Origin of the sequence: uncultured Algibacter sp. (assembly GCF_947487575.1) — a bacterium.
Taxonomy (GTDB): domain Bacteria; phylum Bacteroidota; class Bacteroidia; order Flavobacteriales; family Flavobacteriaceae; genus Algibacter_B.
The window spans coordinates 13,571-36,648 of sequence record NZ_CANKXG010000015.1 but is presented as its reverse complement, the minus strand read 5'-3'; the positions used below and the strand labels follow the sequence as shown (position 1 = coordinate 36,648).

The 23,078-nt window shown below is 32.4% G+C and carries 24 protein-coding genes; 3 read left to right on the top strand and 21 right to left on the bottom strand.

Annotated features, from left to right (window positions below):
- Nucleotides 1-296: 296 nt before the first annotated feature.
- The 16 genes from Q0870_RS14815 to Q0870_RS14740 form a co-directional block, all read right to left on the bottom strand.
- On the bottom strand, nt 297-1,151 hold the full coding sequence (locus Q0870_RS14815) for a glycosyltransferase (RefSeq protein ID WP_298556621.1): 855 nt from the start codon (nt 1,149-1,151) through the stop codon (nt 297-299).
- Nucleotides 1,152-1,334: 183 nt separating this feature from the next.
- Nucleotides 1,335-2,279, bottom strand: coding sequence for a DUF3078 domain-containing protein (locus Q0870_RS14810; protein ID WP_298556619.1), 945 nt, complete (start codon nt 2,277-2,279; stop codon nt 1,335-1,337).
- Nucleotides 2,280-2,354: 75 nt separating this feature from the next.
- The gene (locus Q0870_RS14805) at nt 2,355-2,861 is read right to left on the bottom strand and encodes a DUF2480 family protein (protein ID WP_298556617.1); all 507 of its coding nucleotides are present in this window, start codon (nt 2,859-2,861) and stop codon (nt 2,355-2,357) included.
- 82 nt (nt 2,862-2,943) lie between these two features.
- Nucleotides 2,944-3,270, bottom strand: a complete 327-nt coding sequence (locus tag Q0870_RS14800; protein WP_298556616.1) for an SUF system Fe-S cluster assembly protein — start codon at nt 3,268-3,270, stop codon at nt 2,944-2,946.
- Between the two features lie 72 nt (nt 3,271-3,342).
- Entirely contained in the window at nt 3,343-3,765 is a 423-nt protein-coding gene (locus Q0870_RS14795) for a SufE family protein (protein WP_298556614.1), read from the bottom strand.
- Between the two features lie 33 nt (nt 3,766-3,798).
- Nucleotides 3,799-5,013 (bottom strand): cysteine desulfurase, encoded by a 1,215-nt coding sequence (locus Q0870_RS14790; protein WP_298556674.1) that lies wholly within the window; start codon nt 5,011-5,013, stop codon nt 3,799-3,801.
- Between the two features lie 94 nt (nt 5,014-5,107).
- The gene (gene sufD, locus Q0870_RS14785; protein ID WP_298556612.1) at nt 5,108-6,421 is read right to left on the bottom strand and encodes a Fe-S cluster assembly protein SufD; all 1,314 of its coding nucleotides are present in this window, start codon (nt 6,419-6,421) and stop codon (nt 5,108-5,110) included.
- 138 nt (nt 6,422-6,559) lie between these two features.
- The gene (gene sufC, locus Q0870_RS14780) at nt 6,560-7,312 is read right to left on the bottom strand and encodes a Fe-S cluster assembly ATPase SufC (RefSeq protein ID WP_298556610.1); all 753 of its coding nucleotides are present in this window, start codon (nt 7,310-7,312) and stop codon (nt 6,560-6,562) included.
- A 94-nt stretch (nt 7,313-7,406) separates the two neighbouring features.
- On the bottom strand, nt 7,407-7,826 hold the full coding sequence (locus tag Q0870_RS14775) for a hypothetical protein (RefSeq protein ID WP_298556609.1): 420 nt from the start codon (nt 7,824-7,826) through the stop codon (nt 7,407-7,409).
- Between the two features lie 12 nt (nt 7,827-7,838).
- Nucleotides 7,839-9,287 carry a Fe-S cluster assembly protein SufB gene (gene sufB, locus Q0870_RS14770; RefSeq protein ID WP_298556607.1) on the bottom strand — a complete coding sequence of 483 codons (1,449 nt, stop codon included), beginning with the start codon at nt 9,285-9,287 and terminating at the stop codon, nt 7,839-7,841.
- Between the two features lie 15 nt (nt 9,288-9,302).
- Nucleotides 9,303-9,632 (bottom strand): iron-sulfur cluster assembly accessory protein, encoded by a 330-nt coding sequence (locus Q0870_RS14765; protein WP_298556672.1) that lies wholly within the window; start codon nt 9,630-9,632, stop codon nt 9,303-9,305.
- 409 nt (nt 9,633-10,041) lie between these two features.
- Nucleotides 10,042-10,251 carry a hypothetical protein gene (locus Q0870_RS14760; protein WP_298556605.1) on the bottom strand — a complete coding sequence of 70 codons (210 nt, stop codon included), beginning with the start codon at nt 10,249-10,251 and terminating at the stop codon, nt 10,042-10,044.
- Between the two features lie 110 nt (nt 10,252-10,361).
- Nucleotides 10,362-11,378, bottom strand: a complete 1,017-nt coding sequence (locus tag Q0870_RS14755) for a cytochrome c peroxidase (protein WP_298556603.1) — start codon at nt 11,376-11,378, stop codon at nt 10,362-10,364.
- 36 nt (nt 11,379-11,414) lie between these two features.
- Nucleotides 11,415-12,188, bottom strand: a complete 774-nt coding sequence (locus Q0870_RS14750; protein WP_298556601.1) for an MbnP family protein — start codon at nt 12,186-12,188, stop codon at nt 11,415-11,417.
- 6 nt (nt 12,189-12,194) lie between these two features.
- Nucleotides 12,195-13,550, bottom strand: coding sequence for a hypothetical protein (locus Q0870_RS14745; RefSeq protein WP_298556599.1), 1,356 nt, complete (start codon nt 13,548-13,550; stop codon nt 12,195-12,197).
- 21 nt (nt 13,551-13,571) lie between these two features.
- Nucleotides 13,572-14,954 carry a choice-of-anchor B family protein gene (locus Q0870_RS14740; protein ID WP_298556597.1) on the bottom strand — a complete coding sequence of 461 codons (1,383 nt, stop codon included), beginning with the start codon at nt 14,952-14,954 and terminating at the stop codon, nt 13,572-13,574.
- A gap of 83 nt (nt 14,955-15,037) precedes the next feature.
- Here Q0870_RS14740 and thiL point away from each other — a divergent pair, with 83 nt between their 5' ends.
- Nucleotides 15,038-16,084: a thiamine-phosphate kinase gene (thiL, locus tag Q0870_RS14735; protein ID WP_298556595.1), complete on the top strand. Its 1,047-nt coding sequence runs from the start codon at nt 15,038-15,040 to the stop codon at nt 16,082-16,084.
- On the opposite strand, the gene Q0870_RS14730 is transcribed toward thiL, so the two are convergent.
- The 4 genes from Q0870_RS14730 to Q0870_RS14715 form a co-directional block, all read right to left on the bottom strand.
- On the bottom strand, nt 16,074-16,346 hold the full coding sequence (locus Q0870_RS14730; RefSeq protein WP_298556594.1) for a hypothetical protein: 273 nt from the start codon (nt 16,344-16,346) through the stop codon (nt 16,074-16,076). The genes thiL and Q0870_RS14730 overlap by 11 nt on opposite strands.
- Before the next feature lie 73 nt (nt 16,347-16,419).
- A complete protein-coding gene (locus Q0870_RS14725) occupies nt 16,420-16,674 on the bottom strand; it encodes a hypothetical protein (protein ID WP_298556592.1) in 255 nt (84 codons plus the stop codon).
- Nucleotides 16,675-16,734: 60 nt separating this feature from the next.
- Nucleotides 16,735-17,511 (bottom strand): alpha/beta hydrolase, encoded by a 777-nt coding sequence (locus Q0870_RS14720; RefSeq protein WP_298556591.1) that lies wholly within the window; start codon nt 17,509-17,511, stop codon nt 16,735-16,737.
- A 45-nt stretch (nt 17,512-17,556) separates the two neighbouring features.
- Entirely contained in the window at nt 17,557-18,213 is a 657-nt protein-coding gene (locus tag Q0870_RS14715) for a hypothetical protein (RefSeq protein WP_298556589.1), read from the bottom strand.
- A 116-nt stretch (nt 18,214-18,329) separates the two neighbouring features.
- On the opposite strand from Q0870_RS14715, the gene Q0870_RS14710 reads away from it, so the two are divergent.
- Nucleotides 18,330-19,652 (top strand): aspartate kinase, encoded by a 1,323-nt coding sequence (locus Q0870_RS14710; protein ID WP_298556587.1) that lies wholly within the window; start codon nt 18,330-18,332, stop codon nt 19,650-19,652.
- A gap of 56 nt (nt 19,653-19,708) precedes the next feature.
- On the opposite strand, the gene Q0870_RS14705 is transcribed toward Q0870_RS14710, so the two are convergent.
- Nucleotides 19,709-21,001: an aminopeptidase P family protein gene (locus Q0870_RS14705; RefSeq protein ID WP_298556585.1), complete on the bottom strand. Its 1,293-nt coding sequence runs from the start codon at nt 20,999-21,001 to the stop codon at nt 19,709-19,711.
- A 112-nt stretch (nt 21,002-21,113) separates the two neighbouring features.
- Here Q0870_RS14705 and Q0870_RS14700 point away from each other — a divergent pair, with 112 nt between their 5' ends.
- Nucleotides 21,114-23,006: a T9SS type A sorting domain-containing protein gene (locus Q0870_RS14700; protein WP_298556584.1), complete on the top strand. Its 1,893-nt coding sequence runs from the start codon at nt 21,114-21,116 to the stop codon at nt 23,004-23,006.
- Nucleotides 23,007-23,078 lie beyond the last annotated feature (72 nt).

Sequence of the window (23,078 nt, the reverse complement as noted above, 5' to 3'; positions counted from 1 at the left end):
ATTATTAGAAATAAATTAATTGCGCGAATCTTTACTGTTGTTAAAAGACAAATACCATATGTTGACACTATGAAGTTTGCCGCTTAAAAAAATAAGATTTTGTTTGTTTTAATCATAGAATACGCAAGTATCAGCTAACTAATGTTTTAAATTTAAAGTATGGATTTTTCTGGAAAGGTTCGTGTTAACATTTGGTGTATAATTTCGTTGCGTGTTTAAGCACTAATTTAGCAAATAAATCACAGATAGAAAGTCCGCAAGGACTTTTGTAAGTATACTATAACTAGCAATTAATTTTATACTGTGTTAGCCACTGACTTTATTATTATAATTAAGATTGCAATACACAGAAAAATAATTAATAAAATAATCGTGTTTTTGTCATATCCGGAACTCCATGGTGTAATTTTTTGTGAATCATAAAACTCAGCTTTTCCTAGACCATTACCATTTTGAAAATTATTTTTGTCATATTTGAAGATTAATGAATCGTTTGGTAAGTTTTCTTTATAGGTTTGAAAGTATTTTGAATTTTTTAATGATAACCTATAATTATTCATTACCAGACTAGGAGGTTTTCTTTTTTCTCTTTTACCAAAAACACACTCTGTTATTGCTCGCATATATATTGGAGGGCCTAAATGAAATACTCCACGAGGGTTAATTATAAATCTGGATGCCAAGTTATATTCAATTGCTTTTTTGAATATTGGATTTTCTCTACAGCTTATCATCAAATCTTGTGAAAAATCGATATTACCGCAAGTTGGTAAGATACATTTAGTTCCATTTTTTATAATATCATCAAAGGGTATGTTACAATATCTATCTATATCAACATAAATCCCTCCTTCATAGTAAATTTTGAATAATCTCCATAAATCAATTTTTTCTACAATCTTTTTATTTTTAATCTTGATATAATCCCATTTTCTTAATTTACTTTTTAGATATATTTCAACATCCTTATCGTCGCTGATTTCTAATTTATAATTGGGGTTTATTTTTTTTAGATTAGCTAAACCATTTAAAATAATTGGGGATTTATTGTCTAATATATTTTTTGTTTTCCATGAGACATGAATCAGTTTTGGAATATTGTCGTGTTTAGATAAATCTAGCTTTATAGGTGTATCTATATTTTCTTTCATTTTTTGTTTGTAGCTAATAGTTCGTGGATATCAAACGTTTTAATGTTTTATATCCAGCGTTAAACGAATTTAGTTATTTTCTCTGACAAAGTCAAACGGGTAATTCGTATCATAGCACAAAAAATGCGCTTCCTTTTTTTAGGAAGCGCATTTTTTATAAATTTTATATCTCTATAAAATAGATTAGAAGTTATAGCTTAAACCAAATGTGTAATAGGTTTGTAGATCGTTATCAACATTATCAAACGTTGGTTCAGTTTGAGCAGGAACAGCCAACGGGTCAAACTGATCTAAAGCAAAATTTAAAGCTTCTTGTTTGTTGCTTCTTAAGCCAAAATCAAAACCAACACCAATCATTTTCCATAACGTATAACTAAATGAGTTGCTCCAAGTCCAGTTAGAAAGGTTTCCAGATTTATAGCTTTGAAAAGCAGATAAGTTAGTTTTAAAGTTTATTGCTCCTATTTGTCTGGTGTAATCAGCAACAATTTTAGCACCTAAAGATGATTCAAAAATAGCATCATTATCGGCAAATACAAAGTTGTAGTTTAATGGGTGTACAACTACTATTAAGTTTTCAATAGGTGTCCAAGTAGCACCAAAACCAACATCTAAATAACCTGGGTCGTTAAAATTGCTTAAAATGGTTGTTCTGTATTCAGCTAATCCAGAAACTGCTAAGTTTTTAGCTATATTTCTACCGTATAAAGATGAAATGTTGAATACATCTGTAGTAGGGTTAAAATCTTCACTATCAGTATCATCATCTTTATTATCTAACTTTACCCAATTTAAGTTTGTTGTTAAACTGTTTCTCCAAAAGAATTTCTCTTGAATTAAGTTAGCGAAACCATTTACAGTAAAACCAATGTTACCAGAATTGTTGTTTGGAGCTCCCTGTGCATACCAATTGTTAAAACCAGATAAGCTACCACCAATAGTACCAAAAGCTCCTTTTTTCCAACCTGGAAGTGCATCTATTTGTGCTTGTAAAGCATTAGCTTCAGCTTGAGCAGCATCTGCTATAGCTTGTTTCTCGGCTTTTTGTGTTTGTAATTCTTCTTTAGTTTGCGCATTTATTGATATAATGCTAACACCTAATAATAATGTGAAAAATATTTTTTTCATAATTTTTAATTTTTGTTGAATTTTTTTGCAAATATACTGTTTAGACGCAACTATGAAAGATTAGTCACATAAAAATTACTTCTTCTTAAAAAGAGGAACAGAAGAACAGGCTTCGCCATACATAATAGACTTAGCCAACGGTTGTAACTTGGCAGAAAGCATAATATAAGCATTTTTAGGCACGGGTTTATTGGAACAACCCTTTATGATTATAGGTTTATCTTTATAATCTATAACATTAAGATTATTGATAATATCTTGATATATGGACGTTTCTAAATTTTCTAAGTCGCCAACAATAACTTTTTTAGCATAAGGCTCTAATTGAATACTTAATAGCATATACGCCCAACCCGGTATTATAGCATTGCTACTGCAAGTTAGTGCTACATAGTTATCTTGATATTGACTCCAATCAAATTCTGCAACCTGAGTTCTAAAATCTTTTTCTCGAAGCACAAAACCTTCAAACAACCAATCTTTAATATCAAACAACACACGTTTCCCTTCAGGGTAAAAATCCTCTAGGTCAATAGTTATTAGTTTGCTATTCGCTACGCGATTTATAATTTCGTCTGGCATATATTGAGACTTTTCGACTGCGCTCAAGGTGACATTTTTTAATTTACTATAGAGTTATTGTAAACTTAAGACTATAACAATATTAAAGCATCCCTAATTCCAGCTTTGCCTCTTCACTCATTAGTTCTTGAGTCCATGGTGGGTCAAAAGTAATTTCAACTTCAGCATCTTTTACAGCATTGAGCGATTTTACTTTTTCTTCAACTTCTAAAGGTAGTGTTTCGGCAACAGGGCAGTTAGGTGTTGTTAATGTCATTAAGATTTTTACATCATAATCTTCGTTAACAAATACATCGTAGATTAAACCTAGTTCGTAAATATCGACAGGTATTTCTGGGTCGTAAATCGTTTTCAGGACGTTTACTATTTTTTCGCCTAATTCGGCCGTATCTATTGTTGTTTCACTCATTTCTTAAATGTTTAATCGTTTATTTGTTTAACTGTGTAATCGGTTCAACGATTATACGATTCAACACATCAACTAATTTAGTTGTGTTTGGTACGCAATGGCGTACATTTTTAATTGCTTCACCATACTTACTAAACCATTAGCACGTGTTGGCGATAAATGCTCTTTTAAACCTATTTTATCAATAAAATCAGTATTGGCAGCAATAATATCTTTTGGATGCTGATTGGAAAATGTACGAATTAAAATGGCTATTATCCCTTTTGTGATAATTGCATCACTATCAGCGGTAAATTCAATTTTATTATCGTCCATTTCAGCATGGACCCAAACTTTACTTTGGCAACCTTTTATAATGTTCCTTTCGGTTTTGTATTGGTCGTCAATTAAGGGCAAATCTTTCCCTAAATCAATCATATATTGGTAACGTTCTTCCCAGTCTTCAAACATTGAGAATTCGTCTATAATTTCGTTCTGAACCTCTTCAATACTCATAGTTTCAATTTTATACAAAAATACGATAAGAATTTAAGACAGCATCATTTTAGCTTTCTTAACACCTTCAACTAAAGTATCTATTTCTGCTTTGGTATTGTAAAATGCAAAAGAAGCTCTAATTGTTCCTGGAATTTTATAAAAATCCATTATAGGTTGCGCACAATGGTGCCCAGTTCTAACCGCTATTCCTAACTTATCCAATATTGTACCAACATCGTAAGGGTGAATACCTTCTAGATTAAAAGAAATAACAGACGTTTTATGCTTTGAAGTGCCGTAGATTTTTAAACCTTCAATTTCAAGAAGTTTTTTAGTACCGTATTCTAATAGTTCGTTTTCGTAAGTAGCGATGTTATTGAAACCTACACTATTCATGTAATCAATAGCTGCTCCAAAAGCTATTCCTCCACAGATATTTGGGGTTCCGGCTTCAAATTTATGTGGTAAATCGGCGTAAGTTGTTTTTTCGAAAGTTACTTCAGCAATCATTTCTCCTCCGCCTTGGTAGGGTGGAAGCTTATTCAGCCATTCTTCTTTTCCATATAACATGCCAACGCCTGTTGGTCCACATATTTTATGTGCAGAAGTAACATAGAAATCAACATCTAAAGCTTGCACATCTGGGTTAATATGAGGGGCAGATTGCGCGCCATCAATTAAAACTGCAGCACCAACTTGGTGTGCTTTTTTAATAATATATTCGATAGGGTTAATAGTTCCTAAAGCGTTTGAAATATGATTTACGAAGACAAGTTTGGTGTTTTTTGAAAGTAATTTGTCGAATTCAGACATGATGAGTTCGCCATCTTCATTCATAGGAATCACTTTTAGATTGGCTTTAGTACGTTCGCAAAGCATTTGCCAAGGCACAATATTACTATGATGCTCTAAGGCAGAAACTATAATGTCATCGTTTTTTTTTAGTAGTGATGAAAAGCCGTTTGCAACAAGATTAATACTGTGTGTTGTGCCCGAAGTAAAAATAATTTCGTGCGAGAACTTTGCATTAAAATGGGCTTGTATTTTATGCCGTGCTTGTTCGTATAAATCGGTTGCTTCTTGACTTAAAGTATGGACACCACGATGAATATTAGCATTGTAATTTGAATAATAATCTACAATAATATCAATAACCTGTTGTGGTGTTTGCGATGTTGCTGCATTATCAAAATACACTAAAGGTTTACCATTTACTTTGCGATAAAGTATCGGGAAGTCTTTTCGTATGTCTTGTACATTGAACATGGCAGATGATTTAGCCCCGATAGAAGTGGCATCCTTTTTTGTTTTTCTCAAAAAAGATATAACGGATAGCGGGAAATAGCTTCAAATAAAAATTTTATAAATCGAAACCAAGATCGACACCTAATTTGTTGGCGATAATCTTAGTAATGTGTTGTTTTAATTCTGGAATTTTAACCGAACTTAATACGTTATTACTAAAAGCAAACATTAAAAGTGCTTTGGCTTCTTTTTCTGGAATACCACGTGAGCGCATGTAAAACATAGCACTTTCATCAAGCTGACCGATTGTACAACCATGAGAACATTTAACATCATCGGCAAAAATTTCTAATTGCGGTTTGGTGTTTATGGACGCTTTATCGCTTATTAATATATTATTGTTGGCTTGAAATGCATTGGTTTTTTGCGCTTCTTTTTCAACCACAACTTTACCGTTGAAAACCCCAGTTGATCTATCATCAAAAATACCTTTGTAATCTTGATGGCTTTCACAATTAGGCTCGATATGATGCACTAATGTGTTATGATCTACGTGTTGTTTTTTGCCAATAATGGTTATACCTTTTAAGGTTGAATCGATACGCTCACCGTTTTGGTAAAAGTTTAAGTTATTACGAATTAGCTTACCACCAAAAGAGAAGGTGTGCACAGAAGCGAAACTTTCTCTACTTTGTTTAACAAAAGTATGATCTATTAATGATGCGTTTTCGTTATCGTTTTGGATTTTGTAATAATCGACAATAGCACGTTTGTTTGCAAAAATCTCAGTAACGCTATTAGTTAATACTGGATTACTTGTTAAGCTTTGATGGCGCTCGATAATTTGCACATGCGAATTCTCGTCTACCACAATCAAATTACGTGGTTGTAGCATGGTAGCCGATTCATTTCCTGTTGAAAAGTGTATAATTTGAATAGGTTTTTCTACTACTTTATTTTTTGGAATATGTATGTATGCACCTTCACTTGAAAAGGCTGTGTTTAAGGAAGATAAGCTGTCTTTTTCAGCGGCTTTATTGAAATAGTTTTCAATAATTAACTGATATTTTGGTTTGCTTAAAGCAGCGGACATTAAACATACATCAATTCCATCATGTGTAGTTTGCGACAGGTGTGAGGAGTATTTTCCATCAATAAAAATGATTTTGTAAGCATCAATATCGTGGATAAAATACTTTTTTACATCCTTATAGTCTAAAGCGTTTTCTTGCTTTGGGAATACACTATAATCTTCTTTTAAAACACTATTTAAAGAGGTGTATTTCCATGTTTCTTCCTTTTTTGAAGGGAAGCCTTTTTCTTCAAATACTTTTATAGCATCAGACCTTACATCGTGAACATAAGCATCTATATCGACTTTGTTTTCGAAGGCTAAAAATGATGAGACTAATTTTTCTTTTAAATCCATTGTTTTCAGTTTTCAGTGGCAGTCTCAGTTTTCAGTAAATGGAAAACTAAGAGTGGTACTGTTTACTTTTTTTAAACTTTAGAGTAATCAGATAAAGATAGGTAAACTGCCCACTGTGACTGAGTACTGCGACTATTTTTATGCGTTTACTTCTTCTTTAATCCAGTCGTAACCTTTTTCTTCTAATTGATGTGCTAGCTCTTTACCACCAGATTTCACTATGCGTCCGTTATAAAGTACGTGAACAAAATCAGGAACAATATAATCTAACAAACGTTGGTAATGTGTAATAACTACAACAGCATTGTCTTTACTTTTTAGTTTATTAACACCGTTAGCTACAATACGAAGAGCATCAATATCTAATCCAGAATCAGTTTCATCAAGAATAGCCAATTTAGGTTCTAGCATAGCCATTTGAAAAATCTCATTACGTTTCTTTTCACCTCCAGAAAATCCTTCGTTTAAAGAGCGTGATAAAAACTTTCTATCGATTTCTAAAAGCTCAGATTTCTCACGGATTAATTTAAGCATGTCTTTTGCAGGCATGTCTTCTAATCCTTTTGCTTTACGAGTTTCGTTAATAGCAGTCTTCATGAAGTTAGTTACAGAAACTCCAGGAATTTCAACAGGATATTGGAATGATAAAAACACACCTTTATGAGCACGCTCTTCCGCACCTAATTCTTCTATGTCTTCTCCTTCAAAAACGATGTTCCCTTTAGTAACTTCGTATTCTTCTTTACCAGCTACAACAGATGCTAACGTGCTTTTACCAGAACCATTTGGCCCCATAATAGCATGAACTTCACCTGGTTTAACTTCAAGGTTTATGCCTCTTAAAATAGCTTTGTCTTCAACACTTGCGTGTAAATTATTTATTTTTAACATACTTTTTTTAAAATTCCAAATAACAAATACAAAATTCCAAACTAATGTTTATTTTTTGGAATTTAGAGTCTGGGATTTGTGTTTTTATTCTTATTTATTTTTCTAGTTTCACTACGTTTTTATCGTCTTTGGATGCCGATTTTACTTGCAGTATTTCAACAATTTCAACTTTATTTTCCCAAAGAATTTTTTCGTCTTTGTGATTTGTAATTTTTCCTCGAATTTCAACTTGAACCATATCTGTAGGCTCTGTTTTATGTTTTTCAGCTAACTTGTTTAATTCTAGCGTTTTATCAGTTACTAAAACGCCATAAATTTCAGTGTGCGTTTGCAAAACAGCTGCACCACCATAATAGACAAACTCGCCCTTTAGTAAGGTAAGTCCATCACTTTGCTTTTCCGTTCTTTCAGAACTATTTGAAATTGTAGTTTCTTCTTTTTGTTCTGTTTTGTTTTCGTTCTTACAGCTAATAAATGCTGCAACACATACTAATAGAATAATTACTTTTTTCATTTTAATTAATTTTTAACCAACACTTCCTTCTAAACTTATTTCTAGTAATTTTTGAGCTTCAACAGCAAATTCCATTGGGAGTTTGTTTAAAACTTCTTTACTAAACCCATTTACAATTAATGCAATGGCTTTCTCAGTATCAATACCACGTTGGTTACAGTAGAAAATTTGGTCTTCCCCAATTTTACTAGTGGTAGCTTCGTGTTCTATTTTTGCTGTTTTATTTTTTGCTTCTATGTATGGAAATGTGTGTGCGCCACACTCGTTTCCCATTAATAAACTATCACATTGTGAAAAGTTACGCGCATTGTCCGCTCTTGAGTTTATTTGAACTAAACCTCTATAACTGTTTTGTGATTTCCCTGCTGAAATTCCTTTAGAAATAATAGTCGACTTCGTGTTTTTTCCTAAGTGAATCATCTTTGTTCCAGTATCTGCTTGTTGGTAGTTGTTAGTTACGGCTATTGAGTAAAACTCACCAACTGAATTGTCGCCTTTTAAAACACAACTTGGGTATTTCCACGTAACGGCAGAACCTGTTTCAACTTGTGTCCATGAGATTTTTGCGTTTTTTTCGCATAATCCACGTTTGGTTACAAAGTTGAAAACACCACCTTTACCTTCAGCATTTCCAGGGTACCAGTTTTGTACCGTTGAATATTTAATTTCAGCATTATCTAAAGCTATCAATTCCACAACAGCGGCGTGTAATTGGTTTTCGTCACGACTTGGAGCAGTACATCCTTCAAGGTAACTAACATAACTACCTTCGTCTGCAATTACTAAAGTTCTTTCAAACTGACCAGTCCCTGCTTGATTGATTCTGAAGTATGTTGATAATTCCATTGGACAACGAACGCCTTTTGGAATGTAACAGAATGAACCATCACTAAATACTGCTGAATTTAAGGCTGCATAAAAGTTATCTTTTTGAGGAACTACGGTTCCCAAATATTTTTTCACAAGTTCTGGATGCTCTTTAATAGCTTCAGAAATACTCATAAAAATAATACCTTTTTCGCCTAATGTTTTCTTGAAAGTTGTAGCAACAGAAACAGAATCAACCACAACATCCATAGCTACTCCAGCTAGTTTCTTCTGTTCATCAAGAGAAATGCCTAGTTTTTCAAAAGTTGCTAATAATTCTGGGTCAACCTCATCAATACTATCGTATTTTGGTTTGCTATTTGGAGCAGAATAGTAAGAGATACCTTGAAAATCTGGCTTAGCATAGTTTACGTTTGCCCATTCTGGTTCAATCATGTCTTTCCAAACCTTAAAGGCTTCTAGTCGCCATTCGGTCATCCATTCTGGCTCTTCTTTCTTTTTAGAAATAGCACGAACAATATCTTCATTTAAACCATTGGGAAATGTTTCAGATTCTATATCAGTATAAAACCCATATTCATACTCTTTGGTTTTTAATTCTTCGCGTAAATCATCCTCGGTATATTTCGACATATTGCTTTCTGTATTTTATAATGAAAATGATTCGCCACAACCACAAGTTCGGTTAGCGTTAGGGTTGTTAAAAACGAAACCTGTTCCGTTTAAACCTCCTGAATATTCTAGTGTTGTTCCTATTAAGTATAAAAAGCTTTTTTTGTCAACTATAATTTTTATATCGTTATCTTCAAAAACTTTATCGCCTTCTTGTTGTTCTTTATCAAACTTTAAATCGTAAGATAATCCAGAACAACCACCACTTTTTACACCCACACGAACGTAGTCAGTTATAGCATCATAACCATCATCGGTCATAAGCTCAACCACTTTCTTTTTAGCTGTTTCAGATACTTTTATCATAGATTCTTTTATTAAATTTAGGTTTGTGCTCAATATTTTATTAAGACAGTTTCTAAATAGAGAGCAAATATACAATATAAGTCCCTCAAAATCGAATAACCTAACATTATATTAATATATGGTTTTATAGGTTTTTCTTATTGGTTTTCTATTCAATTAATAATTTGGGCGTTACCACAAGGGTCGGGCTTTTCGCTGTATCTTTTTAAGAAGTATTTTCTAACTATTAACGTTTTTTTAAAATTAAATAAGGGGTGTATAAATTAATTTTGATTTTTTAAAACTTCTTAAAAAGGATGCCACTTCAATCCCTAACGCAAAACAGCATAACGTTGAAATTTCTTAGATACAAGTTCATGCTTAGTTTAGGCTATTTTTAATGAAATAAATGATGAAGTATTATAAAAACTTAAGCTGTCCTTTTTATGTAAAGAAGAGATGAGAACTTCTTATTCTCTTTATGAGAAACTTCAGTTATAGAGCCATTAGGTTCATATTTGAAGTAACTTTTACAACATTTACAGATAATCTCTGGTGTATTATCATTGGCTTGACTTAAACGAAAAAAATTGTGTCCGTAGGTGGAGCAAAAAATGTTAGATGCTATTCTCTTATTCATTTATAAATCGCTTTAGAGGGATTAATTTAATTAAAAGTTGATAAATAAATAGCTTAAAACCATATTTTTTCGATGAAATGCATAATTATTCGTAGTATTATTCTTTTAGCTTAATTATTTTTAACAAAGTCGTGGTCAGATAAGGATAGTAAAAAAGCTTTTAAATCGACTTTATCTTTATCTGATAAACCAACACCACCCTGTGCTACTTTTTTCATTAAAGGGTCAATAGTTGAAGAATTTTTTAAGCCTTCGCTATAGTGATTAATAACATCTTCTATAGTTGTAAATCTTCCATCATGCATATAAGGTGCTGTAAATGCTAGATTTCTAAGCGATGGTGATTTAAATTTTCCGTTATCGGCTGGATCACCTGTTACGGCTCCTAAACCTAAGTCGGTAAAAGTTTCATCTAAACCATTGTTGTGAAATATATTATCTGTCCAAAGTGGGTTTTTGTCACTGCCATGGCAATGAAAACAATCACCTTTGGTCTCGTCCATAAATACGTTAAACCCGTTAAGTTCCTGTGGGGTTAGTTCGCCTTCACCTAAAAGGAATCTATCAAATTTTGAATTGGCAGAAATTAATGTGCGCTCAAACTGTGCAATGGCTTTAGTGACTAGGGTAGAATCAATTTTTGAAGTTCCAAAGGCTTTTTCAAATAAAAGAGGGTATTCTGGGTGTTGTTCCAGTTTTTGTTCAACTTCTGTCCATGTACTTTTCATTTCTATGGGATCTGTAACAGGAACAAAAGCTTGATGTTCTAAACTAAAGGTATTGCCATCCCAAAAGAACTTTTCATCATAATTCCAAGCTAGATTAAAAAGCGGCATAGAATTGCGGTTACCTAAAATACCGTCAACACCATCACTAAACCTATCAGAATCGGTAAATGCATTTTCAGGGGCATGACAATCTGCACAAGCTTGGGTATTATTTACAGATAAAATCGAATCAAAAAATAGTTTCTTGCCCAGAGCAACACCTTCAATTGTTTGCGGGTTATCAACTGGAATTATTGGTGCTAAAATATTGTCTTCAAAAAGTTTTGGGATGCTAAGTTTACTTGGAGTTGCTACATATTTATTAATCGATTCGTTTTCGCATGAAAAACAAAAAAGCATTATAATAATATGTAGTTGCCATATTTTCAAAATAGATTATTGATTTACAGTTTTTAAATTAAAAACATCTTGCCCATATTCAAACATCATTATCTGTGCTGCAGAATTTGGCATCAATGTTTGATTTAAAATATTCAAATCCCATGTTTTTGGATTTTTGAACCATTTTGCAATATTCATTTCAATATTAAAAGTAGCATTGTTTGATATTGTAATGGCACCTAGGCTAACATTAAAAAAGGTGTCTTGCGGAAATGTAGGATTCGCTCCAGGATTATCTACAGCTCTTATAGCATGATAATTAAATCCTTGTTCTGTACCGGTTTTGTTTAAGAATTTTCCATCAAGTTGCATGTAATGGTAGCCACTTCCTAATATTGCAGGTACGCTCCATAAAGCTGAGTTTAAGTCTTCGTAGTTGTTCGAATTGTCTTCATTATTAAACCCAAAAGTAAAGGTAACATCACTATAAGACCCAGTTGTTAAAAATGTAGTTGGTGTAAACGATAAGTTTTCATTATTGGTAACATCAACTAAATTATAACCATCTAAAACGGTTGTGCTTCCATCAATTTTATAAAAAGTTATTTTTGATATGAGATAACGTAACCTTTCTATACTTAATTGATTACCATGGGCATTTGTGAATTTAATGGTGTTAAAATCTGAATTTGTAATTGGAATTTCATCCCAATTATGACTAAAATTAAAGGTTACATTTGTTAGGGAAACCTTATCATCATTATCTTCACTACAGGATGTTAATCCAATACATAGAAAAACAAAAATTAGGGAAACTATTCTTTTCATTTTGAATTATTTTATTTTAAAAAGTAGTAAATCTGTGAATCCTCTATTGTTTGAAAGGTCTAAATTTGAGCTGCTTGAATTTCCAACTATAATGAGGCTTTTGTCGTTTAATTCAACAGCATCATACGCAAAATCAATTTCTGAGCCACCAATAGTTTTTTGCCATTTTAAATTTCCATTGGTGTCAACTTTTATTACCCACGCATCATTTTGACCATTATTATTAGTTAGATTTCCATCTAAACTTCTGGAGTTTCCAGAAATTATAAAGTCATTATCTTGAGTTTTGGAAATAGAGCGTGCCACGTCAAAACTCGAGCCTCCAAAAGTTTTCTCCCAGATAAGATTTCCTGTTGGAGATATTTTGATTACCCATAAATCTGCAGCTCCTTTGTTTGTAGAAACGTCAAAATCGTTGCTTCTAGTATCACCAACAATAATATAGTTACCGTCGTTTGATTTTACTATTGCTCTTGCCTCATCGGTTTGTGAACCTCCAAAAGATTGTTCCCAAACTAAAGTGCCTGCTTCTGATATTTTTACAACCCAAAAATCGTAAGTGCCTTTATTATTGTTTATATCAACATCTGCGCTATCTGAAGAACCAACTATTAAATAGCCTTTGTCTTCTGTTTGAATAACATCATATGGCGTATCTGTAAATGAGCCTCCATAATATCTTCTCCAAGCTATTTCTCCAGTTGCATTAATTTTGATAGCCCAATAATCGCCTCCTGCATGCTGTATTCTTGAAGATTTGGATTTGGTGTTTTTACTGTTTCCTTCTCCATTTGAAGCCGAAACATCTAAAACACCTGTTAATAGAAAACCTCCATCATGAGTTTGAATTATTGAATTGCCAATATCTGCTCCTAAAAAACCATAATTTTTTTCCCAAGAAATAGTTCCTGAAGCATCTAATTTTGAAACCCAATAATCATGCGCACCGTTGTTTTCGGTAACATGACCATCACTACTTTTGCTAAATCCAATAATAGCGTAGCCTCCATCATGAGTTTGAATGATGTCGTTTCCTCTATCATCGTCTGTGCCGCCAAAAGTTTTTTGCCATTCAAGTGCATCATTTTGGTTAAATTTAAGTAGCCAATAATCAAAAGAGTCATTTGACTTGTTGGTTATATCTATGTCTATACTTTGAGTATATCCTAAAATAGCATAACCGCCATCTGAAGTTTTTATTACAGCCTTGGCACTTTCGTTTTTTGTGCCACCAAAAGATTTTACAAAATCAACTTTAATAGTTTCGGGTGAGTCACCATTAGAGTGATCGTTATTTTTAGAACAACCAGACACTAAAAAAGCAATAGAAACTAAACTTAAGGCAAATATGTGTTTCTTCAAGTAAAAAACCATTTTGTACAATTATGTGCCAGTTTTTCTAATGATGAACAAGCCTCTATCTATATCACTAACAATAATATTTCCACTAGAGAAATAAGGATAAATACTCCAAGCGCCATTAAACTCTGTACTGTTATCTTTAGGATAGGTGTCGAAAAAACCAACTTCTGTTAAGGTGCCGCTTCCAATTTGCGACATGTTTAGCATGCGTACTCCAGCTCTATAGCTTGCAAAATAATATGTGTTGTTTTTTACATAACCATTATGATCTATGGCTGCGCTTGTCCCAAAATAATCAAAATGATAGGCAGGATTATCTAAATCGGTAAAATCAAAAACAATGGTTCTTGTATTAGCTCCAATTCTTACTTCATCTAATTCATCGCCTAATATAAAATATGTCATGTCTTCAGAAAACCAACCTTGATGCGCATACCAAACGTTATTATAGCTAATGGTTGAAATAATAGTTGGGTTAGCTTTATTAGTTACATCTACAATAACAACTTCATTCTCATTGCTTCCAATTAAAATTTCTTTGCCAGAGTAGTCGGTATCAGGTCCATTATATGTTACAACTTGTGCGTCATGAGAGTATCCCCCTTCTAAGAAACCACCTTCGGAAACTGGATTCTTGGGGTCTTGAATATTTATAAAAATAGGTCCTCCAGCAAATTTAGTACTTCTGTTTGCTCCAACAATATAAGCGTATCCGCTTTCTTCATTTATTACTATATTATGGGCTTTTCCAAATTCTGTAAAATGAGTGTCTGCAGTAAAAATTTCTGGGGGATTGGTTACATCTCGTAAACGTGTTAAATCAAAAACTTGCATGCCATGGTCGTCATTACAGTTAGGGTCTCTACTTAAACTGCAATCTGCAACTATAAAAGCATGGTCTTTATAAACTTTAACATCGCGCCAAGGGCCGTTGGAAGATGCTGTTGGAAGTTTTCCTAAATAAATTGGCTCGTTAGGTTTTGTAATATCTACAAAAGCAGTGTTATTATTAGTTGCCATTAAAGCATACTCTTTTCCTGTTGTTGTGTCCGTCCATCCCCAACAATCATTTCCTGCTGTAGCTCCAAAAATATTTAAAGGGATATTTGCCATTAAATCATAGTCGTTACATGGATAAATGTCAGCAATACCACCTTCGCAAACTGCTAATGGACTATTGGAGTTATCAAAATCTTCATCACATAAATTTCCAATACCATCATTGTCTTCATCTTCTTGATTTGGGTTTGCTAAAGAAGGACAATTGTCTGCGCTTTCTTCAATACCATCATTATCAGTATCAGTTATAGTAATTATTTCAACAGGTTCATCATTGCAAGATTGCACATTTAATAATAAAAAGCATATAAAAAAAATGAAGTAAAAAGGGCATGAAAATTTCATAGGGAGATTTATTATAAAAACTAAATAAATTTAGTTTTAGTATAAAGATAGTAAAAACAAATATAGCTTCTTATTTTTGCACTATGATAGAAGATAAAAATCAGCAACGAACACAATTAGGAGACTTGGGAGAGTTTGGACTAATTGACCATTTAACTAAGAATTTTAAAATTAAACAGAAGTCGACTGTTAAAGGTATTGGAGATGACTCAGCAGTTTTAAATTTCGAAAACAATAAGGTAGTTGTAACTACAGATTTACTTGTTGAAGGCGTGCATTTTGATTTAAGTTATATGCCATTAAAGCATCTGGGTTATAAAGCTATAATGGTTAATTTATCTGATGTATATGCTATGAACGCTAAAGCAACTCAGGTTACCGTATCAATTGCAGTGTCTAACAGATTTCCTTTAGAAGCTTTAGAGGATTTGTATGCTGGTATTGAAACCGCGGCAAATATTTATAAAGTAGATCTTGTTGGAGGGGATACGACATCTTCCAATACTGGATTATTAATTTCTGTAACCGCAATTGGCGCTATTAATGCTAATAATGAAGTTTATAGAAATGGAGCAAGGCCAAATGATTTATTAGTTGTTTCTGGTGATTTAGGAGCTGCATATATGGGATTACAGGTTTTAGAGCGTGAAAAGGAAGTTTATAAAGTGAACCCTAATAGTCAGCCAGATTTAGAAGGATATTCGTATATCATTGAAAGGCAGTTAAAACCAGAAGCGAGACAAGATATTGTTGAATTGTTGAGTGATTTAAATGTAAAACCTACTGCAATGATAGATATTAGCGATGGGTTATCTTCTGAAATAATTCATATTTGTAAACAAAGTAAAGTAGGTTGTGATTTATATGAAAATAAAATTCCGTTAGATCCTCAGGTTATTTCAACTTGTGAGGAGTTTAATATTGATAGCACTATGGTAGCTCTTAATGGGGGAGAAGATTATGAATTGCTTTTTACTATTTCTCAAGATGACTTTCCGAAAATAAAAGCTAATCCAAACTTAACTATAATTGGGCATATTAAAGAGGAGAGTGAAGGGCTTCATTTAGTGACCAGAGCAGACACTAGAATTCCGTTAAAAGCACAAGGGTGGAAAAATTTTAATGATTAAAAACTAATAAGTTTTTTTCTGCACGACCTTTTAATGAAATAGGTTTTTTTAATTTATTGATTCTTACGATACGTTTGTGGTGTATGCGCTCAAGAACATCGTTTATTTCTTTGAATTTTGGAGTAAGTTCTATTAAATTTCCGTTACTGTTTGTAGTGAGTTCTTTTTTGCAGTTTTTACAAGTGTATTCTTGAACATGATAAGTAACTTGTCTTGTTACTTTATAATCATGGCCAAACACCATACAATGGATATTTCTCATGTTATTTGCATATTAATATATTTAAAGAGAAGCCTAAATGTATTAAAAACCAATTAATTATGTTAATATGCAGTTAATAAATCGATGAAGCGAGCGCTTTTTTCTTTAAACGTTCAGTTCTTGAGGTGTGGATGCGTTCAAGAATAGCATTTATCTCTTTAAATTTTGGAGTAAGCTCTATTAAACTACCGTTGCTGTTTGTGGTTAATTCCTTTTTGCAATGTCTGCAGGTATATTCTTTTACATGATAGGTTACACGTTTTGTAACTTGATAATCATGCCCAAAAAGATTACAGTACATTTTAGGGATTGAAGTAGGTTTTTTCATGATTTTATAGTTTGGGAAAATAAAAATAAGATAAAAAACAAATAAATCGATTAAAAGTTATTATTTTTCGACGAAATACATAATTTTATATAAGAATTCATCTTTATTTTCTATATGACTCATATGTCCATCATGAAACTCTGCAATTTCTACGCTGGTATTCTCAGTTTGAGATATTAATTGCTTGTAATCTAAAATGGGATCTTTTTTACTTACCATAAGCATTCTTTTATATGGCGCTGAATGTAGAATAGTCTGTCTGTCTTTTCTGATTTTCATACCTTCAAGCGCAGCAATTATACCTTGTAATGGTGTCTGTTGTGCGTCTTGAATAAGGGCTTTGATATTGTCTTGAAATTTAGATTTGTTTTTAGGGTTGAATAAATTACCAATGGCCATTCGAATAAACGTTTTGTGATTTTGTTTTACAGCTTTAATGGCACGATCACGGTTTATTTTCTTTTCTGTGGAGTCGGCATTTGCTGTTGAATTCATTAAACATAAACCTGTTAATGCTTTAGGTTTTTTTTCCGCGAAAGCGAGCGCCACATAGCCACCCATGGAATGTCCAATAATAATGGAGGTTTTAATTTTTAAATGATTTAATACAGCTTCAATAGTTTCTGCCATTAGTTCCATGGAGTGAACATATCCTAGGCAACCTGTTTTACCATGACCTAATAAATCAATAGTTATAATCCTGTTATTTTTTGAAAGTATGGGTATGAAAGGTTTCCACATTGAAGCATTTTCTAAAAAACCATGAAGTAAAACTGTAGTAAGTCCTTGGCCCTTATCTGTGTAAAAAATATTTATACCTTTATGCTCTAAATACATGCTTAATTTATCTAAGACAAAGATAAAGTCATGCTGATAAATAAACTAAGATTTAACCCTTTTAATGGCAGTGAAAGCCTTATCAACAAATTCATCTTCGACTAAAATGGTAAACTCATTTGTAGTAGATAATACTTCGTATAAAACAATGCCCTCCCAAGCTAAGCGTTTAAAAAAATGATAATATAACCCAGCAATTTTAGAGTTATCTTGAGGCAGGTTTATACTAATTGCAGACAAATTTTCTTGAATTGCAATAAACGATTCGTTTTTAAGATGTTGATTTATAAAATCATTTAAACTACTTGAAACTACAATATTGCTTTCATGAATGCCTCGAGTAAAGGCGTAAAAAAGTTTATCTTCTTTATTAATCCGTTCTAATATTTTGGCATGGTTGTCAATTAAAGTTGTTGAGTTTTTAACTGTAAAATCGGTAAGGTTTGAGCGTACCGTGATATCTCCAAGATTTTGAATAACACGTTTCATTTTAATAGAATTGCCTAAAGTTACTGGTGGGTTATAACGCCTTAAAGCCATCATAATCGCTCCTGGTTTCACATCTTTTTTAAGCATTTTACTTATAGGCTCTACAAGTTCAATAGCAAGTGCACTAAAGTTTATAATGTTCCGCGATAATGCCTCTTCTAAATAGGGTTGTGTGATTAAAATATCTTCAACACAATTTGATACAGTTTTCATCGATGTAATTGTCTATTTGTTAACTATTTAACAATTTGTGCAAAAATAACTTTTTTTTATTAAAAATATAGTTTGTAAGTAAAGGAATTATAGCTTTGTGGTTCAAATAGGTGAAAATGAAAGTATTAAAATTTGGTGGAACTTCAGTAGGTTCTGTTAAAAACATGAGTAATGTTAAAGATATAATTACTGACGGAAGTAAAAAAGTAGTTGTGCTTTCGGCAATGTCTGGTACAACAAATCAATTAGTTGCTATTGCCAAATATATTGAGAATAATGAATCTAATAAAGCAATTGATAAGATTAACGTTCTCCATGAGATTTATTTTAATACCATTGATGAACTTTTAAAGGAATCGCTTTTAAATAGCGAAGTTAAAAATTATGTTTCAAGTGTTTTTGAGTTTTTGATTGAAAGTACTGATAAGGATTATACTGAAGCCTTAAAAAATAGAATTTTAGCACAAGGCGAATTACTTTCTACCTTTATGTTTAATAGTTATTTGAAACAAGAGGGTATTAGTTCTACGTTATTGCCAGCTTTAAGTTTTATGAGAATAGATGAATTTAAAGAGCCAGATTCTGATTATATAGAGGCTCATTTTAAAAGTGCTATAGATCTTGCTGAAGATTCAGAAATTTATATTACTCAAGGATTTATTTGTTTGGATAGTAACGATGAAATTTCAAACCTCCAACGTGGAGGAAGTGATTATACTGCAACATTAATTGGAGCCGCATTTAAGGCTGATGAAGTTCAAATTTGGACCGATATTGATGGGATGCACAATAACGACCCAAGGTATGTTGAAAACACAAGAGCTATTTCAAATTTATCATTTGAGGAAGCTGCAGAGTTGGCTTATTTTGGAGCTAAAATTTTACATCCTCAAACAGTAACTCCTGTTAGAAAGGATAGTATTCCAGTTCGATTAAAAAACACAATGAAGCCTGATGCTCATGGTACTTTAATTTCTAATAGTACTTTAGGAGATGGTATTAAAGCAATTGCAGCAAAAGATAATATTACGGCTATTAAAATTAAGTCGGCTAGAATGCTGCAAGCGCATGGTTTTTTAAAGAAAGTTTTTGAAATATTTGCGACCAATGAAACGTCGATTGATATGATTACAACATCTGAGGTAGCTGTTTCGTTAACTATTGATGATGATAAGAATTTAGACAAAATTTTGGCAGAACTAGATAAATTTGCAATGATTGAAGTGGATAAAAACCAAAGTATTGTTTGCTTAGTTGGCCATTCTGTAGTTAATCATCAAGGAACTTATAAGCTATTTAAAATATTACAAGATGTAAAAATTAGGATGATTTCTTATGGGGGAAGTAATAATAATATATCTTTATTAATAGACTCAAAAGATAAAATTAATACGCTACAAAAACTAAACAGTTATTTATTTGAATTAGTCACTCTATAAATTATAATATTAGATTTGTTAGCAAAAAGGGTCGTTTTTAACGACCCTTTTAAATTTTAAGAATTCATTATAGATTCAATTTCATCAATTTCTATTGGTATATTTTTCATAAGATTAAAAGGTTCTCCAGATTTTTGAATAACAACATCATCTTCTAATCTAATACCAAAACCTTCATCTGGAATGTAAATTCCTGGTTCTACCGTAAATACCATATTGGCCTGCATAGGTTCTGTTAGAATGCCATAATCGTGTGTATCTAATCCCATATGGTGACTTGTACCGTGCATAAAGTATTTTTTGTAGGCTGGCCAGTCTGGGTTTTCGTTTTGTACATCGGCTTTGTCAATTAAATTTAGTTTTAATAATTCACTTGTCATTATTTTTCCAACTTCAACATGGTATTCCGTCCAATCAGTTCCTGGAGTAAGCATTTTGGTAGCCTCATTTTTAACATGAAGCACAGCGTTGTAAACGTTTTTTTGCCTTTCAGAAAAACGACCAGAAACAGGAACACTTCGTGTCATATCACTAGAATAGTTTGCATATTCAGCGCCAACGTCCATTAAAATTAAATCACCAGCTTTACATTGTTGATTGTTTTCAATATAATGAAGCACATTAGCATTTTTACCTGAAGCAACAATAGGTGTGTAAGCAAATTTTTTGGACCGATTTCGTAAAAATTCATGCATAAATTCCGCTTCAATTTCATATTCCCAAACATTAGGTTTAACAAAATTTAAAATTCTTAGAAATCCTTTCTCAGTTATATCACAAGCTTTTTTAATTAAATCAATTTCAATAGGTTCTTTTACAGATCGTAAACGTTGAAGTATAGGGTTGCTTTTTGCTACTGAATGTGCAGGGTATTTGTTTTTTAACCACTTGGTAAAGCGGTCTTCGCGAGTTTCAATTTCAACATTGGCGCGATAATGTTCATTAGTATTTATGTAAATTGTATCACATTGCGTCATTAATTCGAACATAATTTTTTCCATATTTTGTAACCAATACACGGTTTTAATTCCGCTAGTTTCAAAAGCCTTTTTCTTAGTCAATTTTTCGCCTTCCCATATAGCAATATGTTCATTGGTTTCTTTTAAAAATAAGATTTCGCGGTGTTTTTCTTTTAGGCAATCAGGAAATATAACAAGGATGCTTTCTTCTTGATCTACGCCACTTAAATAAAAAATATCTCTATGCTGCTCAAAAGGCATTGTGCTATCTGCGCTTATGGGATAAATATCATTTGAGTTAAAAACAGCCAAGCTCTTTGGCTTCATTTTTGCCTTAAATTTTGCTCTGTTTGTTTCAAAAAGTGATTTGTTTATTGGTGCGTATTTCATGTTAAGTAAAGTTTGTTTTTTACGACTACGTAAATGTATAAATAAAAAGTAGATTTTTATTTCCTATATTTGGTAATCCCTTACCTAAAATTTATTAAAATAATTCAAAATTATGATTAAAAAATTACCATTAAAAATAGCCTTTTTACTTGTAGGCTTTTTAATAAGTGCACCTACTTTGTTTGCTCAAGTTTCACTTAGAGAGATATCATTAAAAGAGCAAATAGATAATTCTAGTTTAGTAATTGAGGGAAAAGTTATTTTTAGCAAAGCTTTTTGGGACGCTAACCACAAAATGATTTACACACGTAATACTGTTGAGGTTTATAAAGTTTTTAAGGGGGAACCAGTTGATACAATCGAAATAATGACGGAAGGTGGTATTGTAGGGCTTAATGCAATTTTAGCATCACACTCATTGAAATTAGGAAAAGGAAGCTTCGGTATTTTTACTTTATACGGAAGTAATATAAATATTGATGAAAAGGGAAATTCTAAGTATCAGAAATACAGAACATATAGTGAAATTCAAGGGTTTTATAAGTATGATTTGTATGGAAATACTGTTTCTAATACACTTAGTAGAAAGAAGGGTATTGCTACCTCATTTTATAGTGATATTATTAACATTACAAATAAAAAATATTTAGAGGTAAAGCCTTTTGATGTTAAAAAGTTACAAAAGCAAAATACTAAAAATACTAATTCACGCCCTCCATCTGGCATATCTTTATCGCCTTTAACCATAACTGCTGGTGGTGTAGGTCCAAACTCTATTTTAACAATTACTGGATCTGGGTTTGGAGCCGCTCAAGGCAAAGTTGGTTTTAGGGATGCAGATGATGGTGGAACATCATTTTTTGATGCTTTAGATACTCATGTAGAATCTTGGACCGATACTGAGATAACCGTTAGAGTGCCAACTATTAATACATCTGATGAAACTATTGCTGGTACAGCTGGAACAGGGATTATTAGAGTAACTGATGGAGGAGGTTCTAGTGCGTTCTCAAGTGAAACACTTACAATACGTTATGCTGAACAAAACCTACCTACTGATTTTTTGGGAAGTTTAACATCATACCAGTCACAGCATTATGGGGACAACAATAATTTAACTGATGGTTTTTCTGGAGGGTATACTTGGGAAATGTTTGAAGATTTTTTTAATGATTCAGATGATAATGATTACAGTGACCCACCTGAACTTTTAGGCGCTAAAGCATCATTTATTAGAGCTTTTGATTCTTGGAGATGTGAGACTAAAGTTAATTGGGAGGTGAGTACTACACCCACTTCCGTAGATGATAGGTTTACACCCGAAAATATTATTAGATTTGATAATGGTTCAGAATTGGGAGCGGGCATTTTAGGAACTTGTTATTCGAGTTATGGAGGAAGAGATTGTTCAGGTGAAATTATATGGTATGTTACAGATTTGGACATTGTTTTTGATGATGGGGTGAATTGGTATTTTGGTGAAAGTGGTGAAACTTTTGATTCAGGAGAATTTGATTTTGAAACAGTGGCTTTACATGAATTAGGTCATGGGTTTCAATTAGGTCATGTTATTGACCCATCAAATGTTATGCATTATGCATTGGCTTCAAATTCAACCGCTACAACTTTGGATGCTAATAGTATTGAGGGTGCAAGTAATGTGCATTCTAGAAGTACTTCTAATCAAATTTGTGGTACGCCAATACTTCCTTTAATGACAGATTACACAGGTACTTGTGGCTTAAGTGTTGATGATAATACATTAGAAGAGGGGATTTTCCTATATCCAAATCCTGCAAAAAAGGAATTTTTTATTAAATCATCTTATTTAAATATTGATAGGGTTGAAATATACGATGTTAGTGGCAGGTTAATTTCAGATACCGATATTTTTGAGGGCACTAGGGTAAAAGCTATAAATATGAACCATGCTTCAAAGGGCCTGTATTTTGTTAACATACATTCAGAAGAAAGATTTATTACAAAAAAGCTCATTCTTGATTAGTAATAAAGAGAGAACACTCATAAAGAAAAAGGGAGTCATTTAAATGACTCCCTTTTTTACTGGGTTAAAAGA